Origin of the sequence: Saccharothrix sp. AJ9571 (assembly GCF_021725495.1) — a bacterium.
In the GTDB taxonomy this organism is placed as follows: domain Bacteria; phylum Actinomycetota; class Actinomycetes; order Mycobacteriales; family Pseudonocardiaceae; genus Amycolatopsis; species Amycolatopsis magusensis.
Map to the genome: position 1 here is coordinate 2,372,694 of NZ_CP091382.1, position 25,857 is coordinate 2,398,550.

22 protein-coding genes are annotated in these 25,857 nt (G+C 69.6%); 11 read left to right on the plus strand and 11 right to left on the minus strand.

What is annotated here, in order from left to right:
- Positions 1-71: 71 nt before the first annotated feature.
- Complete coding sequence (locus L3Q67_RS10385) at positions 72-296, plus strand: hypothetical protein (protein WP_499189313.1); 225 nt, start codon at positions 72-74, stop codon at positions 294-296.
- Here the strand turns inward: L3Q67_RS10385 and L3Q67_RS10390 are convergent.
- Entirely contained in the window at positions 268-951 is a 684-nt protein-coding gene (locus L3Q67_RS10390; RefSeq protein ID WP_499189314.1) for an SDR family oxidoreductase, read from the minus strand. The genes L3Q67_RS10385 and L3Q67_RS10390 overlap by 29 nt on opposite strands.
- A 58-nt stretch (positions 952-1,009) precedes the next feature.
- Here L3Q67_RS10390 and L3Q67_RS10395 point away from each other — a divergent pair, with 58 nt between their 5' ends.
- Positions 1,010-2,320, plus strand: a complete 1,311-nt coding sequence (locus L3Q67_RS10395; protein WP_499189315.1) for an MFS transporter — start codon at positions 1,010-1,012, stop codon at positions 2,318-2,320.
- Here L3Q67_RS10395 and L3Q67_RS10400 read toward each other — a convergent pair.
- On the minus strand, positions 2,314-2,748 hold the full coding sequence (locus L3Q67_RS10400) for a MarR family winged helix-turn-helix transcriptional regulator (RefSeq protein WP_499189316.1): 435 nt from the start codon (positions 2,746-2,748) through the stop codon (positions 2,314-2,316). The genes L3Q67_RS10395 and L3Q67_RS10400 overlap by 7 nt on opposite strands.
- Before the next feature lie 156 nt (positions 2,749-2,904).
- On the opposite strand from L3Q67_RS10400, the gene L3Q67_RS10405 reads away from it, so the two are divergent.
- Positions 2,905-3,843 carry a DrrA family ABC transporter ATP-binding protein gene (locus L3Q67_RS10405; protein WP_499189317.1) on the plus strand — a complete coding sequence of 313 codons (939 nt, stop codon included), beginning with the start codon at positions 2,905-2,907 and terminating at the stop codon, positions 3,841-3,843.
- 10 nt (positions 3,844-3,853) lie between these two features.
- On the plus strand, positions 3,854-4,594 hold the full coding sequence (locus L3Q67_RS10410) for an ABC transporter permease (RefSeq protein WP_499189318.1): 741 nt from the start codon (positions 3,854-3,856) through the stop codon (positions 4,592-4,594).
- Between the two features lie 91 nt (positions 4,595-4,685).
- Here L3Q67_RS10410 and L3Q67_RS10415 read toward each other — a convergent pair whose 3' ends face one another.
- From L3Q67_RS10415 to L3Q67_RS10425, 3 genes are all read right to left on the minus strand, one after another.
- Positions 4,686-6,776 (minus strand): PhoX family protein, encoded by a 2,091-nt coding sequence (locus tag L3Q67_RS10415; protein WP_499189319.1) that lies wholly within the window; start codon positions 6,774-6,776, stop codon positions 4,686-4,688.
- A 163-nt stretch (positions 6,777-6,939) separates the two neighbouring features.
- Entirely contained in the window at positions 6,940-8,979 is a 2,040-nt protein-coding gene (locus L3Q67_RS10420; protein ID WP_499189320.1) for a PhoX family protein, read from the minus strand.
- A gap of 97 nt (positions 8,980-9,076) precedes the next feature.
- Positions 9,077-10,294: an MFS transporter gene (locus tag L3Q67_RS10425; protein ID WP_499189321.1), complete on the minus strand. Its 1,218-nt coding sequence runs from the start codon at positions 10,292-10,294 to the stop codon at positions 9,077-9,079.
- 101 nt (positions 10,295-10,395) lie between these two features.
- Here L3Q67_RS10425 and L3Q67_RS10430 point away from each other — a divergent pair, with 101 nt between their 5' ends.
- A complete protein-coding gene (locus L3Q67_RS10430) occupies positions 10,396-11,043 on the plus strand; it encodes an HAD family hydrolase (protein WP_499189322.1) in 648 nt (215 codons plus the stop codon).
- A 66-nt stretch (positions 11,044-11,109) separates the two neighbouring features.
- On the opposite strand, the gene L3Q67_RS10435 is transcribed toward L3Q67_RS10430, so the two are convergent.
- Positions 11,110-12,195, minus strand: coding sequence for an inositol-3-phosphate synthase (locus tag L3Q67_RS10435; RefSeq protein ID WP_499189323.1), 1,086 nt, complete (start codon positions 12,193-12,195; stop codon positions 11,110-11,112).
- A gap of 52 nt (positions 12,196-12,247) precedes the next feature.
- The gene (locus L3Q67_RS10440; protein WP_499189324.1) at positions 12,248-12,823 is read right to left on the minus strand and encodes a PadR family transcriptional regulator; all 576 of its coding nucleotides are present in this window, start codon (positions 12,821-12,823) and stop codon (positions 12,248-12,250) included.
- A 265-nt stretch (positions 12,824-13,088) separates the two neighbouring features.
- Here L3Q67_RS10440 and L3Q67_RS10445 point away from each other — a divergent pair, with 265 nt between their 5' ends.
- Positions 13,089-13,493, plus strand: coding sequence for a DUF5318 domain-containing protein (locus L3Q67_RS10445; protein WP_395902624.1), 405 nt, complete (start codon positions 13,089-13,091; stop codon positions 13,491-13,493).
- A gap of 79 nt (positions 13,494-13,572) precedes the next feature.
- Complete coding sequence (locus L3Q67_RS10450; protein WP_499189325.1) at positions 13,573-16,236, plus strand: transglycosylase domain-containing protein; 2,664 nt, start codon at positions 13,573-13,575, stop codon at positions 16,234-16,236.
- A gap of 775 nt (positions 16,237-17,011) precedes the next feature.
- Here L3Q67_RS10450 and L3Q67_RS10455 read toward each other — a convergent pair.
- Together L3Q67_RS10455 and L3Q67_RS10460 are read right to left on the minus strand one after the other, a co-directional pair.
- Positions 17,012-17,896, minus strand: coding sequence for an amidohydrolase family protein (locus L3Q67_RS10455; RefSeq protein ID WP_499189326.1), 885 nt, complete (start codon positions 17,894-17,896; stop codon positions 17,012-17,014).
- Between the two features lie 44 nt (positions 17,897-17,940).
- On the minus strand, positions 17,941-18,999 hold the full coding sequence (locus L3Q67_RS10460; RefSeq protein WP_499189327.1) for an oxidoreductase: 1,059 nt from the start codon (positions 18,997-18,999) through the stop codon (positions 17,941-17,943).
- Positions 19,000-19,054: 55 nt separating this feature from the next.
- Here L3Q67_RS10460 and L3Q67_RS10465 point away from each other — a divergent pair, with 55 nt between their 5' ends.
- The gene (locus L3Q67_RS10465; protein ID WP_499189328.1) at positions 19,055-20,125 is read left to right on the plus strand and encodes an ROK family transcriptional regulator; all 1,071 of its coding nucleotides are present in this window, start codon (positions 19,055-19,057) and stop codon (positions 20,123-20,125) included.
- Positions 20,126-20,170: 45 nt separating this feature from the next.
- Entirely contained in the window at positions 20,171-21,751 is a 1,581-nt protein-coding gene (locus tag L3Q67_RS10470; RefSeq protein WP_499189329.1) for a glycosyltransferase family 87 protein, read from the plus strand.
- Here the strand turns inward: L3Q67_RS10470 and L3Q67_RS10475 are convergent.
- Both L3Q67_RS10475 and L3Q67_RS10480 read right to left on the minus strand, forming a co-directional pair.
- Positions 21,696-23,027: a glycosyltransferase family 87 protein gene (locus L3Q67_RS10475; RefSeq protein ID WP_499189330.1), complete on the minus strand. Its 1,332-nt coding sequence runs from the start codon at positions 23,025-23,027 to the stop codon at positions 21,696-21,698. The two genes, L3Q67_RS10470 and L3Q67_RS10475, sit on opposite strands and share 56 nt — an antisense overlap.
- Positions 23,024-23,800 carry a deoxyribonuclease IV gene (locus L3Q67_RS10480; RefSeq protein ID WP_499189331.1) on the minus strand — a complete coding sequence of 259 codons (777 nt, stop codon included), beginning with the start codon at positions 23,798-23,800 and terminating at the stop codon, positions 23,024-23,026. The genes L3Q67_RS10475 and L3Q67_RS10480 overlap by 4 nt, the downstream gene beginning before the upstream one ends.
- Positions 23,801-23,897: 97 nt before the next feature.
- Here L3Q67_RS10480 and L3Q67_RS10485 point away from each other — a divergent pair, with 97 nt between their 5' ends.
- The gene (locus L3Q67_RS10485; protein ID WP_499189332.1) at positions 23,898-24,758 is read left to right on the plus strand and encodes a hypothetical protein; all 861 of its coding nucleotides are present in this window, start codon (positions 23,898-23,900) and stop codon (positions 24,756-24,758) included.
- A 118-nt stretch (positions 24,759-24,876) separates the two neighbouring features.
- Positions 24,877-25,758: a hypothetical protein gene (locus L3Q67_RS10490; RefSeq protein ID WP_499189333.1), complete on the plus strand. Its 882-nt coding sequence runs from the start codon at positions 24,877-24,879 to the stop codon at positions 25,756-25,758.
- The last annotated feature ends 99 nt before the right edge of the window (positions 25,759-25,857 follow it).

Sequence of the window (25,857 nt, forward strand, 5' to 3'; positions counted from 1 at the left end):
ATACCGAAGTCGCCGCGGCCGATACCTTCGGCCGATCACCCCGCGGGCCGGTGCTCCCTAGCGTCGAAACCATGCGGAAGTCGTGGGAGACCCTGGGCGGGCTGCTGGTGCTGATGGGCCTCAGCGGCACCATCGACCACCTCGCCTACCAGCCGGTCCTCGGGCCCTTCCTGAACGCGTTCAACCGGTACGTCTTCCCGCGCTTCGACGTGCTGCACGGGTACGAGATCTACGCGAACCTGCTGGTGGCCGTGGTCGGTGTGGTGGTCATCGGGGCCGCACGACGAGTTCGGTGAGGTGCGCGTCCGGGCTCGCGGACACCGCGGCCAGCACCGCCTTGGCGACCGAGTCCGGGCGCAGGTACCGGTCGGGGTCGTACTCGTTGCCCTCCCCGGCGACGATCGCGCGCTGCATGTCGGTGTCGGTCCGTCCCGGGTGGACGGACGTGACGCGGATGCCGTTCGGCTCCTCCTCGGCGCGCAGGACGTCGGCGAAGGCACGCACGGCGAACTTGCTCGCCGCATAGGGGCCCCAGCCCGGGCGTGCGGTGAGCCCGGCACCGGAGTTGATCACCACGACGTGCCCCTTCGCGGCTCGCAACGCCGGCAGCAGCAACCGGGTCAGCTCGGCGACCACCACCACGTTCAGCTCGAAGTTGCGCCGCCAGTCCTCGGCGGTGGACTGCTCGACGGTCCCCAGTTCGGCCACCCCGGCCGAGTGGACCAGCACGTCGAGCCGGTCGATCCCGGCGACGGCATCGCGCGCGGCGTCGAAGTCGCCCAGGTCGACCGCCCACGGCCGCGTGCCGGGTGACCCGGCCGCGCGCTCGGCCAGCGCGGCGGCGTCACGGCCGCCGAGCAGCACCTGGTGAGTGGGTTCGAGCGCGTGCGCGACGGCGGCGCCGATGCCCCGCGAAGCTCCGGTGACCAGTGCGAGCGGCTGTTCAGTCATGACCGACACGGTAAAAGGCCCTTGACTCGGCGGCGCGACGGGCCTGTGATGGGCGATCATGAAGGCGACTGATCCCGGTGACCGCGTGCTCCGCAAGGTGGCGCTGCGGCTGATGCCGTTCCTCTGCCTGCTGTACTTCGTGAACTACCTGGACCGGGTCAATCTTGCCTTCGCCGCGCCCAACGGGATGAACGAGGAACTCGGGCTCACCGCGACCGTCTTCGGCTTCGCCTCCGGCATCTTCTTCCTCGGCTACCTGCTGCTCGAGGTGCCGAGCAACCTGGCGCTGCACCGGTTCGGCGCGCGGCGGTGGATGGCCCGGATCATGATCACCTGGGGCGTGGTGGCCACCGTGATGGCCTTCGTGCCGAACGCGACCACGCTGGTCATCCTGCGGTTCTTGCTCGGCGTGGCCGAGGCGGGCTTCTTCCCCGGGATCATCCTGTACCTGACCTTCTGGTTCCCGGCAGCGCAGCGCGCGAAGGCCGTGGCGATGTTCATGGCCGCGGTGCCGATCTCCTCGGCGGTCGGCTCGACCGTCTCCGGCCTGCTGATCTCCGGCGGCGACGGGGTGTTCGGCCTGTCCGGCTGGCGGTTCATGTTCCTGGTCGAGGGGATACCGGCGATCCTGCTGGCCTTCGTCACCTGGTTCTACCTGACCGACCGCCCGGAGAAGGCCAAGTGGCTGACCGAGAGCGAGCGTTCCTGGCTTTCGTCCACGTTGGACGCGGAGAAGGCGAAAACCGAGCAGAAGCACCACTGGCCGTTGCGCAAGGCGCTGTCCCATCCGCGCATCCTGGCGCTGGCGTTCGTCTACTTCGGCATCGCCTACGGCCTCTACGCGCTCGGATTCTTCCTGCCGACCATCATCGCCGGGTTCAAGCAGCAGTTCGGCGTGCAGTTCTCGATCACCGAGACCGGGCTGATCACCGCGATCCCGTACGTGGTCGGCGCGGTGGTGATGGTGCTGTGGGCGCGCCACGGCGACCGGACCGGCGAGCGCACCTGGCACGTGGCGCTGCCGATGCTGGTCGGCGGCGCGGCCATCCCGGTGGCGCTGTACCTGGGGAACCCGATCATGGCCATGGTCGCGGTGACCATCTGCGCCACCGGTGTCTGCTCGGCGCTGCCGACCTTCTGGGCGCTGCCGTCGAGCTTCCTGTCCGGGGCCGCGGCGGCCGGCGGCATCGCGATGATCAACTCGCTGGGCAACATCAGCGGGTTCGCCGCGCCCTACATCACCGGCTGGCTCAAGGACGCCACCGGCAGCCAGCGGACCGGGATGTGGGCGGTCGGCCTGTGCATGATCGCCGCCGCCGGGGTCGCCATCGTGCTGGGCAAGCGCATCAAGAAGGACGCGCTTCAGTAGCTCAGCCAGCTTTCGTCGTCGGTGGCCTGCGCGAGCAGTTTCTGCAGCAGACCACGCAGGGCTTCGGTCTCCCGCGCGCTCAGCCCGGCGACGAGGTCGTGTTCCGCCCGCATCATCGGGCCTTCGGCGGCGGCGAGCAGCCGTTCGGTGCCCTCGGTGAGCACCAGCCGCACGGTCCGCCCGGTGGCGCCGGGTACCCGGTACAGGTGCCCGGCGTCCTCGAGTTCGCCGACCATCTCGTGCAGTGACTGCCTGCTGACGCCGAACTGGCGCGCGAGTTCCGACATGGTCAGCTCCGGTTCGAGCTGGAGTTGCACCAGCACGCCGAACTGACGCGCGGTGAGCCCGAACCGGCGGAGGCGCTCGGCGGCCTGCCGCGCCGCGAGCGTGTGCGCGTAGGCGAGCAGGTACGGAATGGGCGGCTTCACAGTGCACAGAATAAACGTCGACTGTCAAGGTTCCTGACGTTTTATGACGTATTCGCAGTAAGCTTTCCAAGCCTCAAATCCGGCAAATCACCTACTGAGATCGATCTCGCGCTGCCCGTGAATGGGGTGGCTCAAATTTGAGTATGGGAGCTGCAGATGATCCATGCCCGCGGTCTGACCAGGCATTTCAAGGTCAAGAAGGAGACCGTGGCAGCCGTCCGGGGCCTTGATCTGGACGTCGAGGAAGGCGAGCTGGTCGCCTTCCTCGGCCCGAACGGCGCCGGGAAATCCACCAGCCTGCGCATGCTGACCACCGTGCTGCCGCCGACGGCGGGCACGGCGGTGGTGGCGGGGCACGACATCCGCACCGAGCCGGCCGCCGCACGTGAGCGGATCGGGTACATCGGCCAGGGCAAGAGCTCGGGCGACTACTTCCGGGTGGCGGACGAGCTGTTCAGCCAGGGCCGGTGTTACGGCCTCAGCCGGTCGGAAGCCAGGAAGCGAGCCGGTGAGCTGCTCGCCATGCTGGACCTCGAAGCGCTGGGGAAGCGTTATGCCAACACGCTTTCCGGCGGCCAGCGGCGGCGCCTCGACATCGCGCTCGGGCTGATCCACCGGCCGAAGCTGCTGTTCATGGACGAACCGTCGTCCGGCCTCGACCCGCAGAACCGGGCGAACCTCTGGGAGCACATCCTGCGCCTGCGGCGGGAGTTCGGCACGACGATCTTCCTCACCACGCACTACCTGGACGAAGCCGACGCGATGGCCGAACGGGTGCTGGTGATCGACCACGGCAGCGTCATCGCCGACGACACCGCGGCGAACTTGAAGGCGAACCTGGCCGGTGACCTGATCGAAGTGCTCGTCGACGAACCGCGCCGCGCGGCGGAACTGGCGCCACCGGCCAAGGAGGTGCTCGTCGACGGGGACCTGGTGACCATCCGGCTGGCCGGGCAGGCCACCGCCGCGTTGCCGCGCTACCTGCGGGAGCTGTACCGGGAGGGGATCACCGTGCGCTCGGCCGACCTCCGCCGCCCGACCCTGGACGACGTGTTCCTCGGCCTCACCGGCCGCAGCCTGCGCGAATCAGCCTGAGGAGAGACGCATGAACCTGCTCACCCACACCGGGGTGGTCTTCGGCCGGGAGATCAAACCGAACCTGCTCAGCCCGGCCGGTCTGCTGATCACCATGGCCCAGCCGCTGGTGTTCCTGCTGTTGTTCGGCCCGCTGCTGCCCGGCGACGGCTCGCCGTGGCAGTGGTTCGTCCCGGGCATCCTGGTGATGCTCTCGTTGTTCGGCACCATGGCTTCGGGCTACGGGCTGCTGATGGAACGCGGCACCGGTTCGCTGGAACGGCTGCTGGTCACCCCGCTCAGCCGGACCGCGATGCTGCTGGGCCGGGTGCTCAAGGAAGTGGTGGTGCTGCTGGCGCAGGCGGTGCTGATCACGCTGGTGGTGCTACCGCTGGGCTTCACCCTGCACCCGGCGGGCGTGCTCACGGGCCTGGTGTTGCTGGCGGTGCTCGGATTCGGCATGGGCGCGCTGTCGTTCGCACTGGCGATCGCGGTGCGCAAGCAGGACTCGCTGTTCTGGGCCATCCACCAGACGGTGCTGTTCCCGCTGCTGCTGCTCTCCGGCGTGCTGTTGCCCCTCGACGGCGCCCCGGCCTGGCTGCACACCGTCGCCCGGCTGAACCCACTGTCCTATGTGGTCGATGCGGAACGGGCGCTGTTCCGCGGTGAACTGGCCACCGCCTCGGTCCTGCACGGAGGACTGGCGGTCTTCGGCATCGCCGCACTGGGCCTCTACCTGGGCACCTCCGCCATGCGCCGGGCCACCGAGTAAGAACGCTAGGAGTGGGGCATTACTTGCATCCATTGCAAGTAATGCCCCATTCATAGCGTTTGGCCGGGTCGGTCAGCGGGTGGCCGAGAGGTCAGCGGATGCCGATCTTGCCGGGCAGGTGCCTGCCCCGCTGGCGCCACACCGAGACGATGGCCGGGCGCGGCTGGGTGGTGCCGCCGTCGGGCCAGTGCGAGGTGGGGCTGCCCGAGTTGGGTGCGTTCTCCCCGGGGTGCTGCACGGCGACCAGCACCAGGTCCGAGGTGACCACCGGGCCGCAGGTCTCCGCGCCGGTCGGCACCGAGAGGAACTGCTGCACCTTGCCGCGTTCCGGACCGCTCACCGGCACCGAGAACAGCCCGTCGTGCGAGCCGAGCGCGTTGCCGTCGGTGGAGATCCACAGGTTGCCGTGCGGGTCGAAGGCCACGTTGTCCGGGCACGAGATCGGCGAGACCTGCGCCTTGTCGAACCCGCCGAAGTAGGTGTCGGCGGCCTTCGGGTCACCGCAGACCAGCAGCAGGCGCCAGGCGAACTTCGTCGACGCCGCACCGCCGATCTCCTCGAACTCCAGCACGTGCCCGTTGCGGTTGACGTTGCGCGGGTTGGCCTCGTCGACCCCGGCCTTGCCCGCCGCACCGCGGTCGGAGTTGTTGGTCAGCGCCACGTACACCCGGCCGTTGACCGGGTTCGGCTCGATGTCCTCCGGGCGGTCCATCTTCGTCGGCAGCACCTTGTCCGCGGCCTGCCGGGTGAAGACGTACACCTCTTCGGCGGTCATACCGTCCACAAAGGACTTGTTGCCCGCGGCCAGCGGGAGCCACTCGCCGCTGCCGTCGAACTCGCCGTCGGCTGGCACCTTGCCGGTACCGTCGATCTCGGCCGCCGGGCTGTCGCCGGTGAACCGGCCGACGTAGAGCGTGCCGTCGTCGAGCAGGCTCGAGTTGTGGCGGCGGGCGTGCGCGCTGTTGCCCTTCTTGTACTTGCCGTTCGACACGTACTTGTAGATGTACTCGAAGCGCTCGTCGTCCCCGGAGTAGGCGACCACGCGGCCGTCCTCGGCGATCTTGATCGCGGCGCCCTCGTGCTTGAACCGCCCGAGGTGCGTGTGCTTGATCGGCTTCGAGTTCGGGTCGTGCGGGTCGATCTCCACCACCCAGCCGAAGCGGTTCGGCTCGTTCGGCTCCTGGGTGACGTCCCAGCGCTTGTCGAACCGCTCCCACTTGCGGGTGCTCGCGGCACCGGAGAAGCCGTAGCGCTTGAGCCGCGCGGCCTGCACCGGGTCGGTCACCGCACCCGCGTTGGCGAAGTACTGGTTGATGTTCTCCTCACCGGAAAGCACGGTGCCCCAAGGGGTCACGCTGCCCGCGCAGTTGTTCTGCGTGCCGCGGACGGTCCGGCCTGCCGGGTCGGCGGAGGTCTTCAGGAACTGCGAACCGGCGGCGGGCCCGCGCACCTCGAACTCGGTGTTCAGCGTGATGCGGCGGTTGAACGGGCTCGGCACCACCCGCAGGCCGCCGTGCACCGGGTCGCGCAGGGCCTGCACCACGGACATCCCGTGCGCGGCCCAGGCGATCTTGACCTGCTCCTCGGTCGGGTTGTTCGGGTCGTACTGGTCCACCGGGAACATGTGCACCTCGGTGGTGTACTCGTGGTTGGCCACGAGCAGGTTCGCGATGCCCAGCGGGTCCTGCGGGATGAGCCCGACGAAGTCGTTGTTGTAGCCGAACTGCTTCTCCTGCGCCGCCGCGGTCTGCTTGGCGAAGTCGAACTTCGGCGCGCCGGGCACCACCGCGTCGCCCCAGCGGATGACCACGCGCTGGTCGTAGCCGGGCGGGATGGTGACCGCGTCGTTGGTGTTCGGCGGCACCGGGTCGAAGTCGGTGCCGGGCACCTTCTTCGCCGGCTTGCCGGGCTTGCCGTGCCCTTCGGCCTGCACGGGCGCGGCCGCCGCGGTCCCGGAGAGGGCGGCGAACCCGCCCGCCGCCGCGGCCATCACCGCGCTGGCCTTCAGCGCGCCGCGGCGCGACAGCACGTTCTTCGCCACATCGCCGAAATACTCGTTGTCCGAGGTGTTCGGCTCGGGGTGCGCGCAGGCGTTGCCGCAGCGGTACTCACAGGTGACCGCCGATCGGCCGCCGGGGTGAGAAGTGAACAACGGCAGGAGCCGCTGAGGCTCGACGGACACGGTGCCTCCATGGTGGTCCAGTCAGGGGAACGCCGTGACGTTAAGCGACCAAAGAGAGCCCGTTCCGACTTGCACGTGAACAGCCGGAGAACGCGGTGTGGCGCACTGCCCGCGCGCGTGTGCGCCACATCGCGATGACCAGGTCATTCAGCTTGAACCGAGGTCAACCACCGATATCGGACAACCCGTGCCTGCCGGGCTTCCAGACGGCCACCACCGAGGGCCGAGGCACGCTGGCACCCCCGTCGGGCCAGTGTGAAACGGGGTTGTCGGCACTCGCGCCGTCCACTTCACCGGGGTGCTGGACACAGACAGTGACCACTTTGTCGCCGATGATCGGGCCGCAGGTCTCCGCGCCCTTCGGCACGGTCAGGAACAGCTTCAGGTTGCCACGCTGCTTGCCGTCCAGCGGCACGCCGTAGAGCCCGTCGTTGATGCCCAGCGCCCCGGCGGAATCGGTGGAGATCCACAGGTTGCCGTGGCGGTCGAAGGCCACGTTGTCCGGGCTGGAGATCGGCGAGACCTGGTCCTTCGGGAAGCCGGCGAAGTAGGTGTCCGGCGCGGCCGGGTCGCCGCAGACCAGGAACAACCGCCAGCTGAACTTCAGCGCGAGCGCGTCCTCCTCGAGTTCGAGCACCTGGCCGTGCTTGTTGTTCAGCCGCGGGTTCGGCTCGGTCGCGCCCTCCTTGCCGGGGTTGCCGCGCTCGACGTTGTTGCTCAGCGCGCAGTAGATCCGGCCGGTCTTCGGGTGCGCCTGGATGTCCTCGGGCCGGTCCATCTTGGTCGCACCGACCTGGTCGGCCGCCTCGCGGGTGAACACGTACACCTCTTCGGCGGTCATCCCGTCCACAAAGGACTTGTTGCCCGCGGCCAGCGGGATCCACTCGCCACCGCCGTCGAACTCGCCGTCGCTGGGCAGCTTCCCGCTGCCGTCGATCTCGGACACCGGCGAGTCACCGGTGAACCGGGCGACGTAGAGCGTGCCGTCGTCGAGCAGCGTCATGTTGTGGCGGCGGGCGTGCGTGCTGTCGCCCTTCTTGACCTTGCCGTTCGAGACGTACTTGTAGATGTATTCGAAGCGCTCGTCGTCCCCGGAGTACGCCACGACCCGGCCGTCGTCGGCGATGCGGATGTTCGCGCACTCGTGCTTGAACCGGCCGAGGTGCGTGTGCTTGACCGGCGTGCTCCCCGGGTCGTGCGGGTCCAGCTCGATCACCCAGCCGAACCGGTTCGCCTCGTTGACCTGCTTGGTCAGGTCGAACCGGGTGTCGAACCGCTCCCACTTGCGCACGGTCCCGGTGCCCTTGATGCCGTAACGCGCGAGCCGCTTGCGGGTCTTCTCGTCGGGCACCAGATCGGCGTTGCCGAAGTACTGGTTGACGTTCTCCTCGCCGGACAGGATGGTGCCCCACGGCGTGACGCCGCCGGCGCAGTTGTTCATCGTGCCGAGCACCACGGTGCCGGTCGGGTCGGCGGAGGTCTTGAGCAGGTCGCTGCCCGCGGCCGGGCCGGTCACCTTGAACGGCGTGTGCATCGTGATGCGCCGGTTGAACTTCGACATCTTCGGCTGGAAGTGCCCGCTCCACGGCGACCGGGTCACCAGCACCACGGTCAGCCCGTGCGCCGCCCACGCGACCTTGACCTGCTCCTCGGTCGGGTTGTCCACGTCGTAGCCGGGGAACATGTGCGTTTCGGTGGTGTACTCGTGGTTGGTCACCAGCAGCGACGCGTGCCCGGCGTGGTCGAAGGGCAGGAGCGCGGCGAAGTCGCAGTTGTAGCCGAACTGCTTGGCCTGCGCGTCGCCGGTCTGCTTCGTGATGTCCCACTGCGGCGCGCCGGGCAGCACCGGGTCGCCCCAGCGGATGATGATCCCCTGCTCGTAGCCCTCCGGCACGACGACCGCGTCCAGCGTGTTCGGCTCGACCCGCCGGAAGTCCAGTCCCGGTGGCGGCTTGGGTCGACCGTGGTCGGGAGCGGCGGCGAGGGCGGGCGCGGCCGTCGCGGCGAGGCCGCCCGTGGCGAGCGCGACCACCGCTCCCGCCTTCAGCGCGCCGCGGCGGCTGACCTCGTTCAGCACGTCGGCGAAGGTGGCGTTGTCCGAGGTGTTGGGCACTTCGTGGAAGCAGGCGTCCCCGCAGCGGTAGGTGCAGGTGACGGCCGCGCGGCTGGGTGAATGGCCGGAGAGCAACGGCAGGAACTTCAACGCGGACCTCCAAGTTCGGGAGACCGACGCTAGGCGAACCGACCGAGGGAGGGAATACCTCCGTTGGTCGGTTGTTCACCTCTTGTTCACTAGGCGCCTAGAACTCTTCGCCCACCAGCGCCGCCGTGGCGGGCACCCGGTGCGAGTCCGGGGTGCGCTGCTTGAGCGAAAGCAGCCCGCCGGCCAGCACGCAGAGCACGGCGGCAGCCAGGAACGGCGCCTGCGGCGAGCCGAACCACTCGGCCACGTGCCCGACCACGGTGGCCGCGACCGCGCCGCCCATCCAGCGGAGGAAGTTGTAGCCCGCGCTGGCCACCGGCCGCGGCGCGTCGCTGACCGACATCGCGGTGCCGGTGAACAGCGTGTTCAGCAGGCCGGACACCAGCCCGGAGGCGACGATCGCGGCGACCAGCACCGGCTTGCTCGGCACCAGCATCACCGCCAGCAGCACCGCGTAGGCCAGCACGGCGACCACGGTCGCGTGCCGTTCGCCCAGCTTGGCCGCCAGCTTCGGGGCGAAGACCACCCCGGCGACCGCGACGCACAGGCCCCAGCCGCAGAACACCAGCCCAACCGCGATGGCGCTCCACTCCAGCACGAACGGCGACCACGCGAGCACCGCGAAGAACGCGGCGGTGTAGAGCGCCGAGCCGATCGAGGTCCGCAGCAGACCGCCGTGGCGCAGCGCGCGGATCGGGTCGAGCAGGCGCACGCGTGGCCGCTGCTCGTCCTTGTCGTTCTGCAGGAAGATCGAGCACAGCACCAGTGCGCCCGCCATCAGCACCGCGGTGCCGAGGAACGGGCCTCGCCAGGAGATGTTGCCGAGGAGCGCACCCAGCAGCGGCCCGACCGACAGGCCGACCCCGAGCGCGGCTTCGTACAGCAGGATTGCGCCGGCCTGCCCGCCGGTGGCCGCGCCGACGATCACCGACAGCGCGGTGGCGATGAAGAAGGCGTTGCCCAGGCCCCAGACCGCGCGCAGGCCGACCAGCTGCTCGATCGACCCGGCCGCCGCGCACAACGCGGTGGCCACCACGATCAGCGTGAGCCCGGTGAGCACGGTCCGCTTGGCCCCGAAGCGGGCACTCATCGCGCCGGTGAACAGCATCGCCACCACCTGCACGCCCAGGTAGGACGAGAACAGCAGGGTCACCTCGGACGGCGTGGCCTGCAGCCCCTCGGCGATGGACAGCAGGATCGGGTCGACCAGGCCGATGCCCATGAAGGCGATGACCGCGGCGAAGGCGGTGATCCAAACCTGCTTCGACTGGCCCTTGATCGCGGCCAGCAGACTTCCGTGGTTTCCGGCGCTCATCAGCGGCGCTGCCTCCTCTTCACGCGAGTATTAACTTAGCCATGCTAACTAAATTTACTTAGCATGTCGTAGTAATCCGCCGCGCAGGTACGGTTCCCGGCATGGACGCGGTGGTTTTCGATCTCGACGGTGTACTGGTCGACTCCGAGCAGACCTGGGACGAGGTGCGGCGCGCGGTGGTCGCCGAGCACGGCGGCACGTGGCGCGACGAGTCGACCCGCGCGATGCAGGGGATGAGCACCCCGGAATGGGCGCGCTACCTGGTGGAAGACCTCGGCGTCCGACTCGGTGCGGACGAGGTGGCGAAGGTGGTCGTCGACGGCATGCGGCAGCGGTACGCCGACGGGCCGCCGGTGATCGACGGCGGGCCGGAAGCGGTGCGCGCGGTCGGGGAGCGGTACCCGGTGGCCATCGCGAGTTCGTCGCCGCCGGTGCTGATCCAGGCGTTCCTGGAAGCGACGGACCTTCGTGACTTGGTGCGCGTGGCGTTGTCGAGCGAGCAGGTGGACGCGGGCAAACCCGCCCCGGACGTCTACCTGGAGGCGGCGCGGCAACTGGGCGTCGACGCGGCGAACTGCGCCGCGGTCGAAGACACCACGAACGGCCTGAAGTCGGCGATGGCGGCGGGCATGCGCGTGTTCGCCGTGCCGAACCCGCACTTCCCGCCGGACCCGGCGGTGCTGGCGCAGGCCTCCGCCGTCCTCCGCGAGATCAGCGACCTACCGCGCACGCTGGGTATAACGCTATGAGTGGGGCATTACTAGCGTTTATCGCTAGTAATGCCCCACTCATAGCACTCGGGCTGCGCCTGGGACTCAGGCTTCGCCGGCGATGAACTTTTCGACGGAGTCGCGCGCGGTGCTGTCGTCGTACTGCTCCGGCGGCGACTTCATGAAGTAGGAGGAGGCCGACAGGATCGGGCCGCCGATGCCGCGGTCCTTGGCGATCTTCGCGGCCCGCACCGCGTCGATGATGATGCCCGCCGAGTTCGGCGAATCCCAGACCTCGAGCTTGTACTCCATGTTCAGCGGCACGTCACCGAAGGCGCGGCCCTCGAGCCGGACGTAGGCCCACTTGCGGTCGTCGAGCCACTGCACGTAGTCCGACGGGCCGATGTGCACGTTGCCCTTGCCGAGGTCGCGGTCGACCTGCGAGGTCACCGCCTGGGTCTTGGAGATCTTCTTCGACTCGAGCCGCTCCAGCTCCTTCATGTTCAGGAAGTCCATGTTCCCGCCCACGTTGAGCTGCATCGTGCGGTCGAGCTGCACCCCGCGGTCCTCGAACAGCTTCGCCAGCACGCGGTGCGTGATGGTGGCGCCGACCTGGGACTTGATGTCGTCACCGACGATGGGCACACCCGCGTCGGTGAACTTCTTCGCCCATTCGGGGTCGGAAGCGATGAACACCGGCAGCGCGTTGACGAAGGCGACCCCGGCGTCGATGGCGGCCTGCGCGTAGTACTTGTCCGCGGTTTCCGAGCCCACCGGCAGGTAGGAGACCAGCACGTCGACCTCGGCCTCGCGCAGGGCGGCGACCACGTCGACCGGCTGCTCGTCGGACTCCTCGATCGTCTCCCGGTAGAACCGGCCCAGCCCGTCGAGGGTGTGCCCGCGCTGCACGGTGACGCCCAGCGGCGGCACGTCGGCGATCTTGATGGTGTTGTTCTCGCTGGCCACGATCGCCTCGCTGAGGTCGCGGCCGACCTTCTTGGCGTCCACGTCGAACGCCGCGGCGAACTCGATGTCCCGGACGTGGTACTCGCCGAACTGGACGTGCATCAGCCCGGGCACACGCGAGGCGGGATCGGCGTCGCGGTAGTACTGCACACCCTGCACCAGCGATGCGGCACAGTTGCCGACGCCAACGATGGCCACCCGAACGCTGCGGCGGTTCTCGCCCATGCCGGAATCTCCTTTGGTTTCGTTCTTCACGTAGGTAGTGGCCGAGCGGAACTCAGGGCTCCTCTGCCCGCTGCTCGGCCTGCTCGTGCGCGATCAGCTCGTTGAGCCAGCGCACTTCTCGTTCGCTGCTTTCCAGGCCAAGCCGGTGCAGCTCGCGGGTGTAGCGGTCGATCCTCTCCTCGGCCCTGGCCATGGCCGCCCGCAGTCCCTCGCGGCGCTCCTCGACCCGGCGACGGCGGCCTTCCAGGATCCGCATCCTGACGTCGGCCGGTGTCCTGGAGAAGAACGCGAGGTGGACACCGAAACCCTCGTCGTCCCAGGTCTGCGGACCGGCGTCACCGAGCAGCTCGGCGAACCGTTCCTTGCCCTCCGCGGTCAGCTTGTACACGCGTTTCCCGCGACGGGCCGCCCACGCACGGCTCTGTGCTCGAGCGGCGGCCTCCGGCGCCGGGGCTTCGCCGTCCTCCTCGACGATGAAGCCCGCCCGCTGCAACCGCCGCAGGGTCGGGTACAGCGAGCCGTAGGAGAAGGTGCGGAACATGCCGAGTGTTTCGTGCAGCCGCTTGCGCAGCACGTAACCGTGCATGGGTGCCTCGTGCAGCAGTCCCAGCACCGCGAACTCCAGCACGCCGGTCACCCCCTTCCGGGAACAAACGACGCGCCTCGGCGTTGCTCCGTATTACTCCATCCGCGCGTCGCAACCTACCGGGCCACTATATCGCGCCGATACATCGGAGTGGCGTACATAACCCGGTGGATCACTGGGAGCCACCGAATGGCACCAGTGGAATTCACCAGAGAGTTATCAGTCCGTCGGCGTGTCGCACCCAGGCGGGGGATCACTAGGCAGAACGGCTCATCGGCGCGGGCGCGGAGCCACGTACTCTGTCAGCGTGCGAACCCACCGGCAGATCGTGGACTACGCGTTGCAGCGCCGTGCGCTGCTCGCCGAGGTCTACTCCGGGCGCGTCGGTACCGCGGAGGTGTGCGACGCGACTCCGTACCTGCTCAGGGCGGCCAAGTTCCACGGCACGCCCGGCCAGGCCGACTGCCCCGTGTGCCGCCGCGAGGCGCTCACCGAGGTCTCCTGGGTGTACGGCGACGAGCTCAAGCACGCCGCGGGTTCGGCGCGGGCTCCGGAGGAACTCGCGAGAATGGCCAACCATTTCGGCGAGTTCACCGTGTACGTGGTTGAGGTCTGCCGGACGTGTGGGTGGAACCACCTGGTGCAGTCATACGTCCTTGGGACCGGACAACCACACCCTCGTACCCGTCCGCGGAGGTCGGCGGGGCAGTGATCCCAGCGTCACAGGGGCAAGCGAGAACCGATGACCACAGAACGGCGTCCCCCGAACCGCCGATCTGGGAGGCCTTTTCGTGAATGATCAGTACGGCCGTTCGTGGCCGGAAGAGGAACCGGGCCAGTGGGATGCACCACAGTGGCCGGGTGGTGACAACCGCGGTGGCCCCCGCCAACCGCAGCAGCGCGGCAGCCACGAGTGGCCTGCCGGTGACGAACCGCAGTGGCCAGGCGAGCAGGGCGGCCGAGGCCGTCCTCCACGCGGTGGTCCGCCGCCCGGTGGCGCGCAGGGCTGGCCGCAGGAGGACCGGCAGCCGCTGCCCCCACGCCAGCAGCACGGAGGCGGGTACCGCCCGCCGCCGCCCGGCCAGCCACCGCTCCCCCCGCGACGGCAGCCGCGTCAGGAGGAGCCGACGAGCTTCGTGCCGCCGACGCCGGAGCAGCCTGAGCCCGAGCTGATCACGCACCACGAGCACAACGGCACGGGCTTCGCCGGCGACGCCTACGACGACCGGCGCGACAGCCGGCCGCCGGACGAGAACCAGGCCGCGTTCAACGAGTACACCGCGGACGACGACGGTGACGGCGGCGACGGCAAGAAGCTGCTGACCCCGGCGCAGCGCAAGCGACGCCGCTGGAAGCGGGTGCGCCGGGCGCTCTACGTGCTCGTCGGCCTCTTCGTGGTGGTGCCGGCCGGGGTGTTCACGGTGCTCTACTTCACCGTCGACGTGCCGACCCCGGCGGAGGTCGCGGCCAAGCAGGACAAGGTGGTCACCTACCTGTACGCCGACGAGTCCGAACTGGGCAAGGACATCCCCCAAGAAGGCAACCGGGTGATGCTCCAGCCCGAGGACATCCCGCAGCACGTGCGCCGCGCGATCTACGCCACCGAGGACTCCACCTTCGAGACCAACTCCGGGTTCGACATCACCGGCATCCTGCGGGCGGTCTACAACCAGGCCACCGGCGGTGTCGGTGGTGGTTCCACGATCAGCCAGCAGTACGTGAAGAAGGCCACGGAGAACGAAGAGGGCACCCTCACCCGCAAGGCCACCGAGCTGGTCAAGTCCTTCAAGATGAACAAGCAGTACAACAAGGACGAGATCATCACGGCCTACCTGAACACCATCTTCTTCGGGCGCGGCTCGTACGGCATCCAGACCGCGGCGCAGTCGTTCTTCGGCAAGAGCGCCAAGGACATGACCACCTCCGAGGCCGCCCTGCTGGCCGGCCTGATCCAGCAGCCGGGCCGCTCGGAAAACCGCGCGGTGGCCGAGGAGCGCTGGCGCGTGGCGATGGACCGCATCGTGGAGAACAACTGGATGACGCCCGCCGAGCGGGCGCAGGCCACCTTCCCGGAGGTCCGGCCGCTGGAAGAGGTGCGCAAGCAGTCCATCAGCGGGCCGAACCTGCTGCTGAAGAACCGGATCGTGGACGAACTGGAGTCCAAGGGCATCACCGAGGACAAGATCCAGTCCGGCGGCTACAAGATCTACACCACGATCGACCCCAAGGGTCAGGACCTGGCGATCAAGACGGTCAACGAGGTGATGGAGGGCCAGCCGGGAGATCTGCGCGAGGCACTGGTCGCGATCGATCCGAAGACCGGCGGGGTGCTCGCCTACTACGGCGGGCCGAACACCAAGGAGGACCAGCGCGACTGGGCGAACACGGCCCGGCCACCGGGCTCGTCGTTCAAACCGTTCGACCTGGTCGCCCTGCTCAAGACCGGCAAGGGCCTCGGCGAGACCTATGACGGCACCTCGCCGAGGAAGATCCAGAACGCCACCGTGCGCAACTCCGAGGGCGTGGACTGCAGTGCGCAGTGCTCGGTCGCCGAGGCGATGGAGAAGTCGGTGAACACCGTGTTCTACGACTTCGTGGCCCGCCAGACCGGGGTCGAGGAGGTCGTCGACGCCGCGCACCAGGCCGGGGTGAAGGCCCCGCTGACGGACGCCGACAACAACCTGTCCATCGGTGGTGGCCGGGGCGCGGAGGTGACGCCCGCGGAGATGGCGGCGGCCTATGCCACCTTCGCCGCCGACGGCATGCAGCGCGACTCGCACTTCGTGTCGAAGGTGCTGAACTCGCGCGACGAGGTCGTCTACGAGGCCGAGGTCGCGGAGAAACCGGCGTTCGCGGAGGACGACCCGGACAAGAGCAAGCAGATCGCCGGGAACGTGACCAAGTCGCTGGTGCCGGTGCTGCCGTACTCGAAGCTGGCGTGCGGTGGCGGGTACGACTGCGCCGGGAAGACCGGGACGCACCAGTACACGCCGAAGGCCGGTGAGCCGGACAGCCTCGGGAACGAGAACTCGCAGGCGTGGATGGTCGGCTACTCGCCGACGGTGTCCACGAGCGCCTGGGTCGGCACCGAGGCCGACAAGGTCATCCGGATGGCGAACAAGAAGAAGATCTACGGCAAGGACCTGCCGGGCGAGATGTGGAAGAAGTTCATGGACGCCTACCTGAAGGGCAAGCCGAAGGAGAAGTTCTCCGAGGTGAAGATGATCGGCCGCACCGTGCCGACAGCGCCGCCCTCGCAGCCGTCCAAGTCGCAGCAGCCCAGCCAGACGCCTTCTTCGCCGCCGCCGAGCGAGTCGACCAACCCGTCGGAACCCCCCGAGGGCGACCCCTCAGGCGAGCCGAGCGACTCGGACAAGCCAGGCATCCCAGGCATCCCGGGCGGCGGCCACAACGGCGGCGACCCCATCAACGGCCGAGATCCAGACGACAACTGAGTTGGTTTTTCCGGGGCCCTGCTCGCCGTATTCCGGCAAGCAGGGCCCCTTCTTCATGCGGGCTCCCTTTGGGCTGGGCCGCTTTGGGCTGGGCCGCTTTGGGCTGGGCCGCTTTGGGCTGGGCCGCTTTGGCTTGGGTTCTTTGACCCGGGGAGCTTTGATCCGGGGGCTCTGATCCGGGGTGCTTTGATCCAGGCGCGCCCGGGTGGGTGCCCTCGGTTGGGTGCCGGACTCGCCACGCTCGACAGCAGCCTCGGCCACCCCCGTACCCCCGCCTGCGCCCCCTCGCCTCGGCTGCCCACCCTCGCCCCGGCCTCCCGGTGGCTCGGCCTCCCAGCGGCTCGCCCCTGCAGGAACTCGCCCGCCGAACGCGACACTCACCTGCCCGAATGTCGAACTCGGCTACCTGAACGTGGAACTCGGCTGCGTAGGCGTGGGGTTCGGGTGCCTGAATGTGGAGGTCGGGCGCCTGAGTGCAGGACTCGGGTGCCTCAACGTGGAATTCGGGCGCGAGTTGTGGGGTCCGCCTGCCCGAGTGCGGGATTCGGCTACCTGGGTGCGGGATTCGGGCGCCCGAACGTGGGATTCGCGTGCACGAGTGTGGGACTCGGGTGTCTGAGTGTGGAGCTCGCGTGCGCAAGTGTCGAATTCGGATGCCTGAATGTGGGGTTTGCGTGCGTGAGTGTCGAACTCAGGTGGCTGAGCGTGGAACTCGGCTACCTGAACGTGGAAGTCGGCTGCGTGGGCGTGGGGTTCGGGGGCGTGGGTGTGGGGTTTAGGGGGGTGGGGGTGGGACTTGGGGGGTTGGGCGTGGGGGGTGGGGGGTGGTGAGGAGGTGGGCTCGGGCGGTGGGGGTGAGGAGGGTGCCGCGGTGCAGGAGGGAGTGGATCTTGCGGGTGTTGCGGATGTCGGTGAGGGGGTTCGCGTCGAGGATGAGCAGGTCGGCCCGTTTCCCCCGCGCGATGGTGCCCAGCGTGTCCGACAGGCCCAGGTGGCGCGCCGGTTCCTTGGTCGCCGACTGCAGGGCCTGCATCGGCGTGCAGCCCGCTTCGACCAGGTAGGCCAGTTCCTCGTGCAGGCTGAATCCCGGGAACACCCACGGCGAACCGGTGTCCGTGCCCGCCACGATCGGGACGCCCGCCCGGTGCAGGGCGCCGGTGAACCGCAGCCGGTGTTCGAAGAGGGAGTGCCGGTCCGGCTTCCGGCGTAGCGTCTCCAGTGCCCACCGCCAGCCGTCCCGCACCTCGGCGGGGAGGTATTTCAGCCGGTAGTCGTCCGCCGAGATCAGGGACGGCCGGTCCAGGACGGCGTGCCGGACGAGCGCGGGCACGTGCGGCGGAGCCGAGCGCACGAATTCCACCGGGTCCAGCGGCAACGGCGAAGGCGAGGGTGCCCGGATCGTGGTCACGCCGTAGGCCAGCAGGAGTGCGTCCCTGGCCGGGTCGGCGGGGCCGTGCACCCGCAGGTCGAACAACCCCGGCACGACGAACTTCCCGGTCAGGTCGATCTTGCGCACCCCACGCGGCACGTGCGTCTCCCCGAACCGGCCCAGCGCCGCGATCCGTCCGTCGCGCACCACCACGGTCGCGTCCGGTTTCGGGCGGCCGCCGGTGGCGTCGATGACGGTGGCGTGCAGGAACGCCAACTCCCCGGAGATCACCTTCCCACTGTCGGTGATCCCGCCGCGCGAAGCCCTACCGCGCGCTACACCTTTGCCGGTGGGGTCTGCACCACGCGCCGCTCCGCGCCGGACACCGCGGCCGCTTCGATCACGCGCAGCGTCTCGACCGCGGACGCCGGGTCGACCGGGTAGGCACCCTCGCCGCGCAGCGCCGCCGCGACCTGGGCGTAGAAGCGTTCGTACTGCCCGGTTTCCGTCGGCACGCGGCGCTTCTCCTCGCCGGTGCCGAGCACGCCCTGGTCGCTGTCCGGCTCCACGCCCCAGCCCGCTTCTCCCGGCTTCATCCCCGCCTTGATCTGCGGTTCCTGCACGTCGAGGCCGTACTTGGTGAACGTGGCGCGGTCGCCGAGCACCCGGAACCGCGGGTTCAGCGTGGCGGCGAGCGCGGAGGTCCACAGGTGCGAGCGCACGCCGTTCTCGTGCGTGAGCGCGACGAAGACGTCGTCGTGCACGGCGCTGCCTTCGCGCCGCTTGTCCAGCTCGGCGTAGACCTCGGTGACCGGCCCGAACAACTGGAGCGCCTGGTCGATGATGTGCGCGCCGAGGTCGTAGAGCAGCCCGCCGGCCTCGGCGGGGTCGGCGAACTCGCGCCAGCTGTCGCGCAGCTTCGGCACCCAGCGGTCGTAGCGCGACTCGAACCGGAAGACCTCGCCCAGCTCACCCGAGTCCAGCACCTTGCGCACGGTCCGGAAGTCCGAATCCCACCGGCGGTTCTGGAACACGGTGAGCCCGACGTTCGCCGCGGCCGCCGCGTCGATCACCCGCTGCGCCTCCGCCGAGGTCGGCGCGAACGGCTTGTCCACCACGACCGGCACACCGTGCTCGATGGCCTGCAGCGCGAGCGGCACGTGGGTCCGGTTGGGCGTGCTCACCACGACCAGATCCAGCCCGCGGCCGTACAGCTCGCCGGCGTCACCGAGGATTTCGGCGCCGGGGTGGTCGGCCGCCGCCTGCTCCGCGCGCGAAGCGTTTCCGGTGACGATCGCCGCGACCGACAGGCCGGGCGTGGCGGCCACCAAGGGCGCGTGGAACACCCGCCCGCCGGTGCCGTACCCGATGATTCCCACTCGCGAGTCAGCCATGCGTCCCATTAAAACAACACTGTTGATTAACGGCAACACATGCGAGGATCGGCGGGTGGAGACCGAGTCCAGGGCCGGGGTGAACCTGCGCGGCCTGCGCGAGCACAACCAGGCGCTGCTGCTCGGCGAGATCCGCCGCACGGGCGGGCTCAGCCGGATCGAGCTGGCCGAACGCAGCGGGCTGACGCAGCAGGCGGTGTCCAAGATCGTGCCCGCGCTGCTGGACGCGGGCATCCTCGACGAGGAGCGCGAGCCTTCACGCGGGGTGGGCAAGCCGCGTATCCGGCTGCGCATCCGCCCCGACGCACGCCACGCGCTCGGCGCCCAGCTCGACCGGGACGAACTGCGCGTCGTGCGCACCGATCTGCTCGGCACGGTGGTCGCCGAGGAAACCCGCGACCTGCCGGCCGGCTTCACCCCGGACGACGCGATCGGCGCGATCAAGTCCTGTGTGGACGATCTACGCGGCGACACCCTCCTCGGCCTCGGCGTCGGCGCGCTCGGCCCGCTGGACCACACCACCGGCGTGCTGCGGGAGGCGACCAACCTGCCCGGCTGGCACGAGGTGCCGCTGCGCGACCTGCTCGCCGAGGCCACCGGCCTCCCGGTGCTGGTGGACAAGGACACCAACGCGGCCGCCGCCGGGTACGCCTGGCACGCCACCACCCCGGCCCGCGCGGCCGCCGTGGTGCTGGTCGGCACGGGCATCGGCGCCGGGCTGCTGATCGACGGCAAGGTCCACCGCGGCCCGCGCACCAACGCCGGCGAGTTCGGGCACACCACCATCGCGTACGACGGCCCGCGCTGCCCGTGCGGCAGGCGCGGCTGCATCGAGGTGCTGCACAACGCCGCCGTCCGGCGCGGGGATCCCGGCGAGGCCGCGCGCCTGCTCGGCGTCGGCCTGGTCGATCTGGTGCAACTACTCGATCTCGAACAGGTCGTGCTCTCGGTGCGCGCGCGGCCCGAGCTGTACCGCGCGCAGATCGACGCCCAGCTGAGCGCGTCCCTGCCGCTGCCGGGGTGGCAGAAGCTCGACCTGATCCTCGCCGAACACGACGATCGCCTGGTCGCGGCGGGTGCGGCCACCGAAGTACTGGCCAGGTTCTACGCCGGTCCGTCCACGTAACAGGTTCACCGGCGCGTCACCCGAGGCGCGGATACCATCCGGGCCGTGCCCACCGAGCCCGAGCAGACCGCCGTGACCGAACCGGTCTCCTTGGCCGCGGCGGACAGAGTGCTGCCCAGCCACAGCAGCCCGCTCGCGGCCGGGGCGACCCGCCCGCTCGGTGGTCCCATCGGCGAGCACGCCGCGCTGGGCAGGCACTGGTTCTGGTCACCCCTGCGCGTGGCGCTGCTGCTCGCGGTGGTGGGGCTCACACTGAGCTGGTTCGGCAAGGCCGCCTGCATCCAGCAGTACTCCGCCGAGGACGGCAGCCTGGAGCTCGACTGGCGATCGGGCAGGCCGTACGTGGCGATGTGCTACTCCGACGTGGTCCCGCTCTACAGCGCGGAACGGCTCGACGATCCCGAGACCTTCCCCTACAAGACCAGCTGGGTGGAGAACGAGGACACCGGCGACGAGCAGGTCCGGTACATGGAGTACCCGGTGCTGTCGGGGCTGTTCCAGTGGGTCAACGCGAAGCTGACCAACGCCTGGCTCTCCGGGGCCGACGGCGGTTTCCTCCCCGGCGCCATCCCGGTGGCCATCTACTTCAACCTCTCCGCGCTGTGGCTGGCGATCGCCTGGCTGACCACGGTCTGGGCGGTGGCCAGGACCTCCAGGAGACGCCCGTGGGACGCGGTGCTCGTCGCGGTGTCCCCGCTGATGCTGGTGCACGCGTTCACCAACTTCGACACGCTCGCCACCGCCTTCGCCGCGTGCGGGGTACTCGCCTGGGCGCGGCGGAAACCGTTGCTCGCCGGAATCCTGATCGGGCTGGGTGCCGCGGTGAAGCTGTACCCGCTGTTCCTGCTCGGGCCACTGCTGATCCTGTGCGTCAGAGCCGGGAAGATGCGCGCGTGGACCACCGCCACCCTGGCCGCGGCCGGGTCGTGGCTGGCGGTGAACCTGCCGATCGCGCTGGCCTACCCGGTCGGCTGGCGCGAGTTCTTCCGGCTCAACGGCGAACGCGGGATGGACCCGGATTCGCTTTACAACGTCATTTCCCACTTCACCGGCTGGACCGGGTTCGACGGCGTCCTCAAGCCGGGGGAGAGCCCGGTCTGGCTGAACACGGTGACCGCGGTGCTCTTCCTCGGCTGCTGCGCCGGTATCGCCTACCTCGGGCTCAACTCGGCGATCCGGCCGCGGTTCGCGCAGCTGGGTTTCCTCGTGGTGGCCGCGTTCCTGCTGACGAACAAGGTGTGGAGCCCGCAGTACTCGCTGTGGCTGGTGCCGCTGGCGGTGCTCGCGCTGCCGCGGTGGCGGCTCCTGCTGGGCTGGATGGTGCTCGACGCGCTGGTGTGGGCCCCGCGCATGTTCTTCTACCTCGGCGAAGACAACCGCGGGCTGCCCGAGGGCTGGTTCCTCGGCACGGTCGTGGTGCGCGACCTGGCCGTGGTGGCGTTGTGCGTGCTGATCATCCGCGACATCCGGCGCCCCGCCTCGGACCCGGTGCGCGCCACCGGGGACGACGACCCCAGCGGCGGCGTGCTCGACCGCGCCAGGGACGTCGTGGTCTACCGGGGTGGCGTGTTCAGCCGCAGGTCACCAGCCGTGGGTGCGCGAGGCCGGGCCGGTCGCGCGCACTGACCACCGAGTCCGCGCGGAGGAAGAGGAAGAACAGGGCGACCAGCAGCGCCGCCCGGCCCCAGACGCCGACCATCACCGCCTGCGCGGCGAACCCGTCGTAGATCCCGCTGCCCTCGCCGTCCTGCAGCGCGGCGAACCAGCGGAAGATGCCGATGCCCATGGCCAGGTCGGCGACCAGGTACCCGGCGATCCAGCCCCACGGGATCCGCAGCAGCACGAACATCGGCAGCAGCCACAGCGTGTACTGCGGCGAGTGGACCTTGTGCAGCAACAGGAACCCGCACAGCATCGCGGCCGAAACCGGCAGCAGCGGGTAGACGCCGTCACGCCGGTACCGCTTCCAGCCCAGCACGCACGCCAGCGCGAACGAAGCCAGCATCAGCGTCGGCGAGATCAGGCCCATCAGGTCCTGGAAGATCTCGTTGTCCGGATCGGACAGTGGGCGGAAGGCCCAGAACCAGACGGAGTTGGTCGACACGTCGACCTTGCGATCGCCCTGGAACTGGAAGGAGGCCCACCAGCCCTCGAACCCGGCCAGCATGAACGGCAGGTTCGCGGCGACGCCGGTACCCGCCGCGATGGCGACCACCCGCAGCGCACCCCGCGGGTCGTAGCGGCTTTCCTCGCGTTCGCCGTTGGTCAGCACGTACAACGCCAGCGGCACCACGAAGAGCGCCGGGTACAACTTCAGCGCGAAGCCCAGGCCGAGCAGGACCGCGGCGATCGAGGCGCGGTGCACCAGTGGCCGCTTGCCGAGGAGGGTCACGAAGAAGGCGGCGACCGCGCAGGCGACCACCGGCAGGTCCCAGTTGTGGAAGGCGTAGAGCACCAGCGGTGGCCCGATCGCCCACCACAGCGATCTCCAGCCCGCCATCCGGCCCAGCAACCAGGCGACGAGCAGGCCGAACGGCGCCAGCAGCACCGACGACGCGAGCAGGAAGCCGGCGTCGGTGTCGACGAAGAACGCACCCGCCCAGATCAGCACGCCGGTGAGCACGGGGTACTCGACCGAGCCGCCGACCAACTGCCCCTTCTCGAGCTTGCCGTCGACGTACGGGAAGACGTGCCGGTCGATGTCCCTGCCGATCCACAGGTGCTGGATGTCGGAATAACAGACGTCGGCGTAGCTGCGGTGGGTGTAGTCCGGCTCGCTGCGGCCCCAGGAGTCGAACTCGGGCCCGGTGCAGCGGTCCTTGTTGGCGAAGCCCAGCACCATGGTCACCCCGCACAACACCACGAGCACGGCGAGCGCGGCCCGGCTGAGCTTCTTCGTCACCGGGCCAGTGCCTCCCGCAGGTAGGCGATGTCGGCGGCCTGGCCGTCGCCCGGCGTTTCCACCACCACCGGCGCCCCGGCCGTGCGCGCGACCTCGGCCAGCACCTCCGGGTCGATCGTGCCCTCGCCGCCGACCACGTTGGCGTGCCGGTCACGGGTGGAGCCGAACTCGTCGCGGGAGTTGTTCAGGTGCACCAGGTCGATCCGGCCGGTGATGGCCTTGACCCGGTCCGCCACGCCGTCGAGGTCCCAACCGGCCGCGTAGGCGTGGCAGGTGTCCAGGCAGAAACCCGCGCCGAACTCGCCGACCTGGTCCCAGAGCCGGGCGATCATCTCCAGGTCCTTGGTCATCGCGCCGTCGCCGCCCGCGGTGTTCTCGATCAGGATCGGCACCGCGAACCCGCCGCTGTCGGCCTGCCGCTCGAACAGCTTGCGCCAGTTGGCCAGTCCCTCGGCCGGGTCCTCGCCCTTGCGCACGTGCCCGCCGTGCACGATCAGGCCCTTCGCGCCCACCTCGGCGGAACCGGCGGCGTGCTGCGCGACGCCCTTGCGGGACGGGATCCGGATGCGGTTGTTCAGCGAAGCGACGTTGATGAGGTACGGCGAATGGATGAAGACCTCGATCTCGTCCGCCACGAGCGCGTCGGCGCTGGGGTGGCGCTTCGGCGCCTTCCAGCCCTGCGGATCCGAGAGGAAGAACTGCACGACCTCGGCGCCCCGCTCTCTGGCCGCGGGCAACGGGTCGTCGTCACGAACGTGGGCACCGATCTGCATGGGAGCACGCTACAGGCGGAAAACTTCCCACTCGAAGCACCGCCGATCACGTTCATGAGCTACCTTGGGCGCGGTGCGTGAACAGGGGAGGCGACGCATGGGCAAGCACGCGAACCGGATCGGCACGGTCGGCTTCATGGTGGCGGTTTCCGCCGCGTACGCCTCGATGGCCCTGCCCGGCACGGCGGGTGCGGCCGAAGGCGCCGACCCGGTGATCGTCGGCAAGTGCGCCGCCACGCTCAAGGGCGAGAACGGCAAGCCGCTCACCGTCGACCTCGGCGCCCTCGCGAACGCACCCGGCCTGCTCGACCTCGGCCTCGGCTCGAAGGCGCCCGGTGGCAACGGCAAGCCCAAGCCGCTGCTCTCGCTCCCGGTGAAGGAAGCACTCGACGGACTGGGCATCAGCAAGACCGGCCTGGTGGTGGACAGCGTCGGCGCCATCTGCGCCACCGTCAAGACCACGATCAACACCGTCGGCGCGACCACGCAGAGCCTGCTCGGCGCGGACGAGACCGAGCCGGACGATCCGACCCCGCCGGGCAACCCCCCTGGCAATCCGCCGGGTGGTGAGGACCCGAACCCGCCGGGCACCACGCCGCCGGAGGACGAAGCGCCGCCGGCCGAAGAAGGCCCGATCCAGACCGATCCCGGTGGTGGTGACGCCATCGGTGGCGACGCCAGCAGCGAGATCGACTCCAGCTTCCTGCCACTCGGCCAGGCGCTGATCGGCCCGGCCGCGATGATCGGCCCGGTCATCCCGCCGGGGGTCACCCCGCCGGCCGCGCCGGATCTCGGCGCGCCGATCCCGCCGCAGGTGCTCGCGGAGAACTCCGGCACCGCCGAAGCCCTGCCAGGGGCCACCCCGCCGCAGCGTGTGCCGCTGTTGATCGCGGTGCTCTCCGTGGTCGTCGTGGCCGCGCTGCTGGCCCGCACCTGGCTCCGCCGCCGCGTCGTCTGACCCTCCGTAACCGCAGGTCCACCCGATCGCGCGGTCTTTTCGGCGCGCGCGCCGTCACCCGTCCCGGTTACCGTCGTTACTCCGGTAAGCAGGGATGAGCAGGGTGAGAGGGCTCGCGATGCAAAGGCGTATCCAGAGAACAGCCGCGGTGGGAGCGGCGAGCTTCCTCCTGGCGGGTTCCGCCGCGATCGCCACACCGGCCACCGCGTCGGCGGCCGACACCAAGAAGGTGCCGTGCGGTAGTTCGATCACCGCCAAGCCCGGTGACACCATCCTCGCCACCACCCCGCTGCTGGGCATCCCGCTGAACCTGGGCGTGGTCGGCCAGGCCACCAAGGTGCTCACCGGTGTGGTCGACGGCCTGCTCGGCGGCTTGTGCAAGGTCACCGTGCAGGTGATCGACACCGTGGTCGCCCCGGTGCCCGGCGTCGGCGCGCCACTGGCGGACGCCACGAAGGGCGTGGTCGACGGCGTGCACAGCGGTACCGTCGGCGCGCTCGGCGGCAGCAGGCAGGACAGCCCGGAGAGCAAACCCGGCAGCCCGCAGACCCCGCCGGGCAGCAGCCCCGGCACCGGTGGCGCCCCGCAGACCGGCCCCGGCGGTGCGGTCACGCCGATCCCGCAGTCGAACAGCGAAGTGCTCGGCGGCAGCGTGCCCGCCTTCGCGAACCTCCCGACGAACTTTTCCACCGGATTCGCGCCGATGCGCGACTACAGCACCATTCCGCTGGCGAGCCCCGGTATTTACCGCCCTTCACCGGGCGTTCGTTACGGCGGGCAAATCCCGGGTTACGCACCGGAATTCGGCATTCTCGGCGCGGACGGCCTGCCGCAGTCGCCGGACGGGGTGCACAACGCCGGTGGCGCGGAGGCATTGGCCAGTGACAGCGGCGGTTTCAGCGAGGGCACCGGTTTGCCGGTGTTGATCGCGGTGCTCGCGCTGTCCGGCGTCACCGCCGCACTGGTGCGGACTTGGGTACTTCGCAAGGTCACCGCGTAAAACACCCGTCGGGGTCAACGCAATTAACCCGGTCGAGTATCTTTTGTGTGCCCGGCTCGTTATCTTGAGTGACTTCTTCACCTGTTTCATTCCCCCGAC

Coding starts and splice junctions, on each gene's coding strand:
- L3Q67_RS10385 (WP_499189313.1), top strand. CDS start 72: ATGCGGAAGTCGTGGGAGACCCTGGGCGGGCTGCTGGTGCTGATGGGC.
- L3Q67_RS10390 (WP_499189314.1), bottom strand. CDS start 951: ATGACTGAACAGCCGCTCGCACTGGTCACCGGAGCTTCGCGGGGCATC.
- L3Q67_RS10395 (WP_499189315.1), top strand. CDS start 1,010: ATGAAGGCGACTGATCCCGGTGACCGCGTGCTCCGCAAGGTGGCGCTG.
- L3Q67_RS10405 (WP_499189317.1), top strand. CDS start 2,905: ATGATCCATGCCCGCGGTCTGACCAGGCATTTCAAGGTCAAGAAGGAG.
- L3Q67_RS10410 (WP_499189318.1), top strand. CDS start 3,854: ATGAACCTGCTCACCCACACCGGGGTGGTCTTCGGCCGGGAGATCAAA.
- L3Q67_RS10425 (WP_499189321.1), bottom strand. CDS start 10,294: ATGAGCGCCGGAAACCACGGAAGTCTGCTGGCCGCGATCAAGGGCCAG.
- L3Q67_RS10430 (WP_499189322.1), top strand. CDS start 10,396: ATGGACGCGGTGGTTTTCGATCTCGACGGTGTACTGGTCGACTCCGAG.
- L3Q67_RS10435 (WP_499189323.1), bottom strand. CDS start 12,195: ATGGGCGAGAACCGCCGCAGCGTTCGGGTGGCCATCGTTGGCGTCGGC.
- L3Q67_RS10460 (WP_499189327.1), bottom strand. CDS start 18,999: ATGGCTGACTCGCGAGTGGGAATCATCGGGTACGGCACCGGCGGGCGG.
- L3Q67_RS10480 (WP_499189331.1), bottom strand. CDS start 23,800: ATGCAGATCGGTGCCCACGTTCGTGACGACGACCCGTTGCCCGCGGCC.
- L3Q67_RS10485 (WP_499189332.1), top strand. CDS start 23,898: ATGGGCAAGCACGCGAACCGGATCGGCACGGTCGGCTTCATGGTGGCG.
- L3Q67_RS10490 (WP_499189333.1), top strand. CDS start 24,877: ATGCAAAGGCGTATCCAGAGAACAGCCGCGGTGGGAGCGGCGAGCTTC.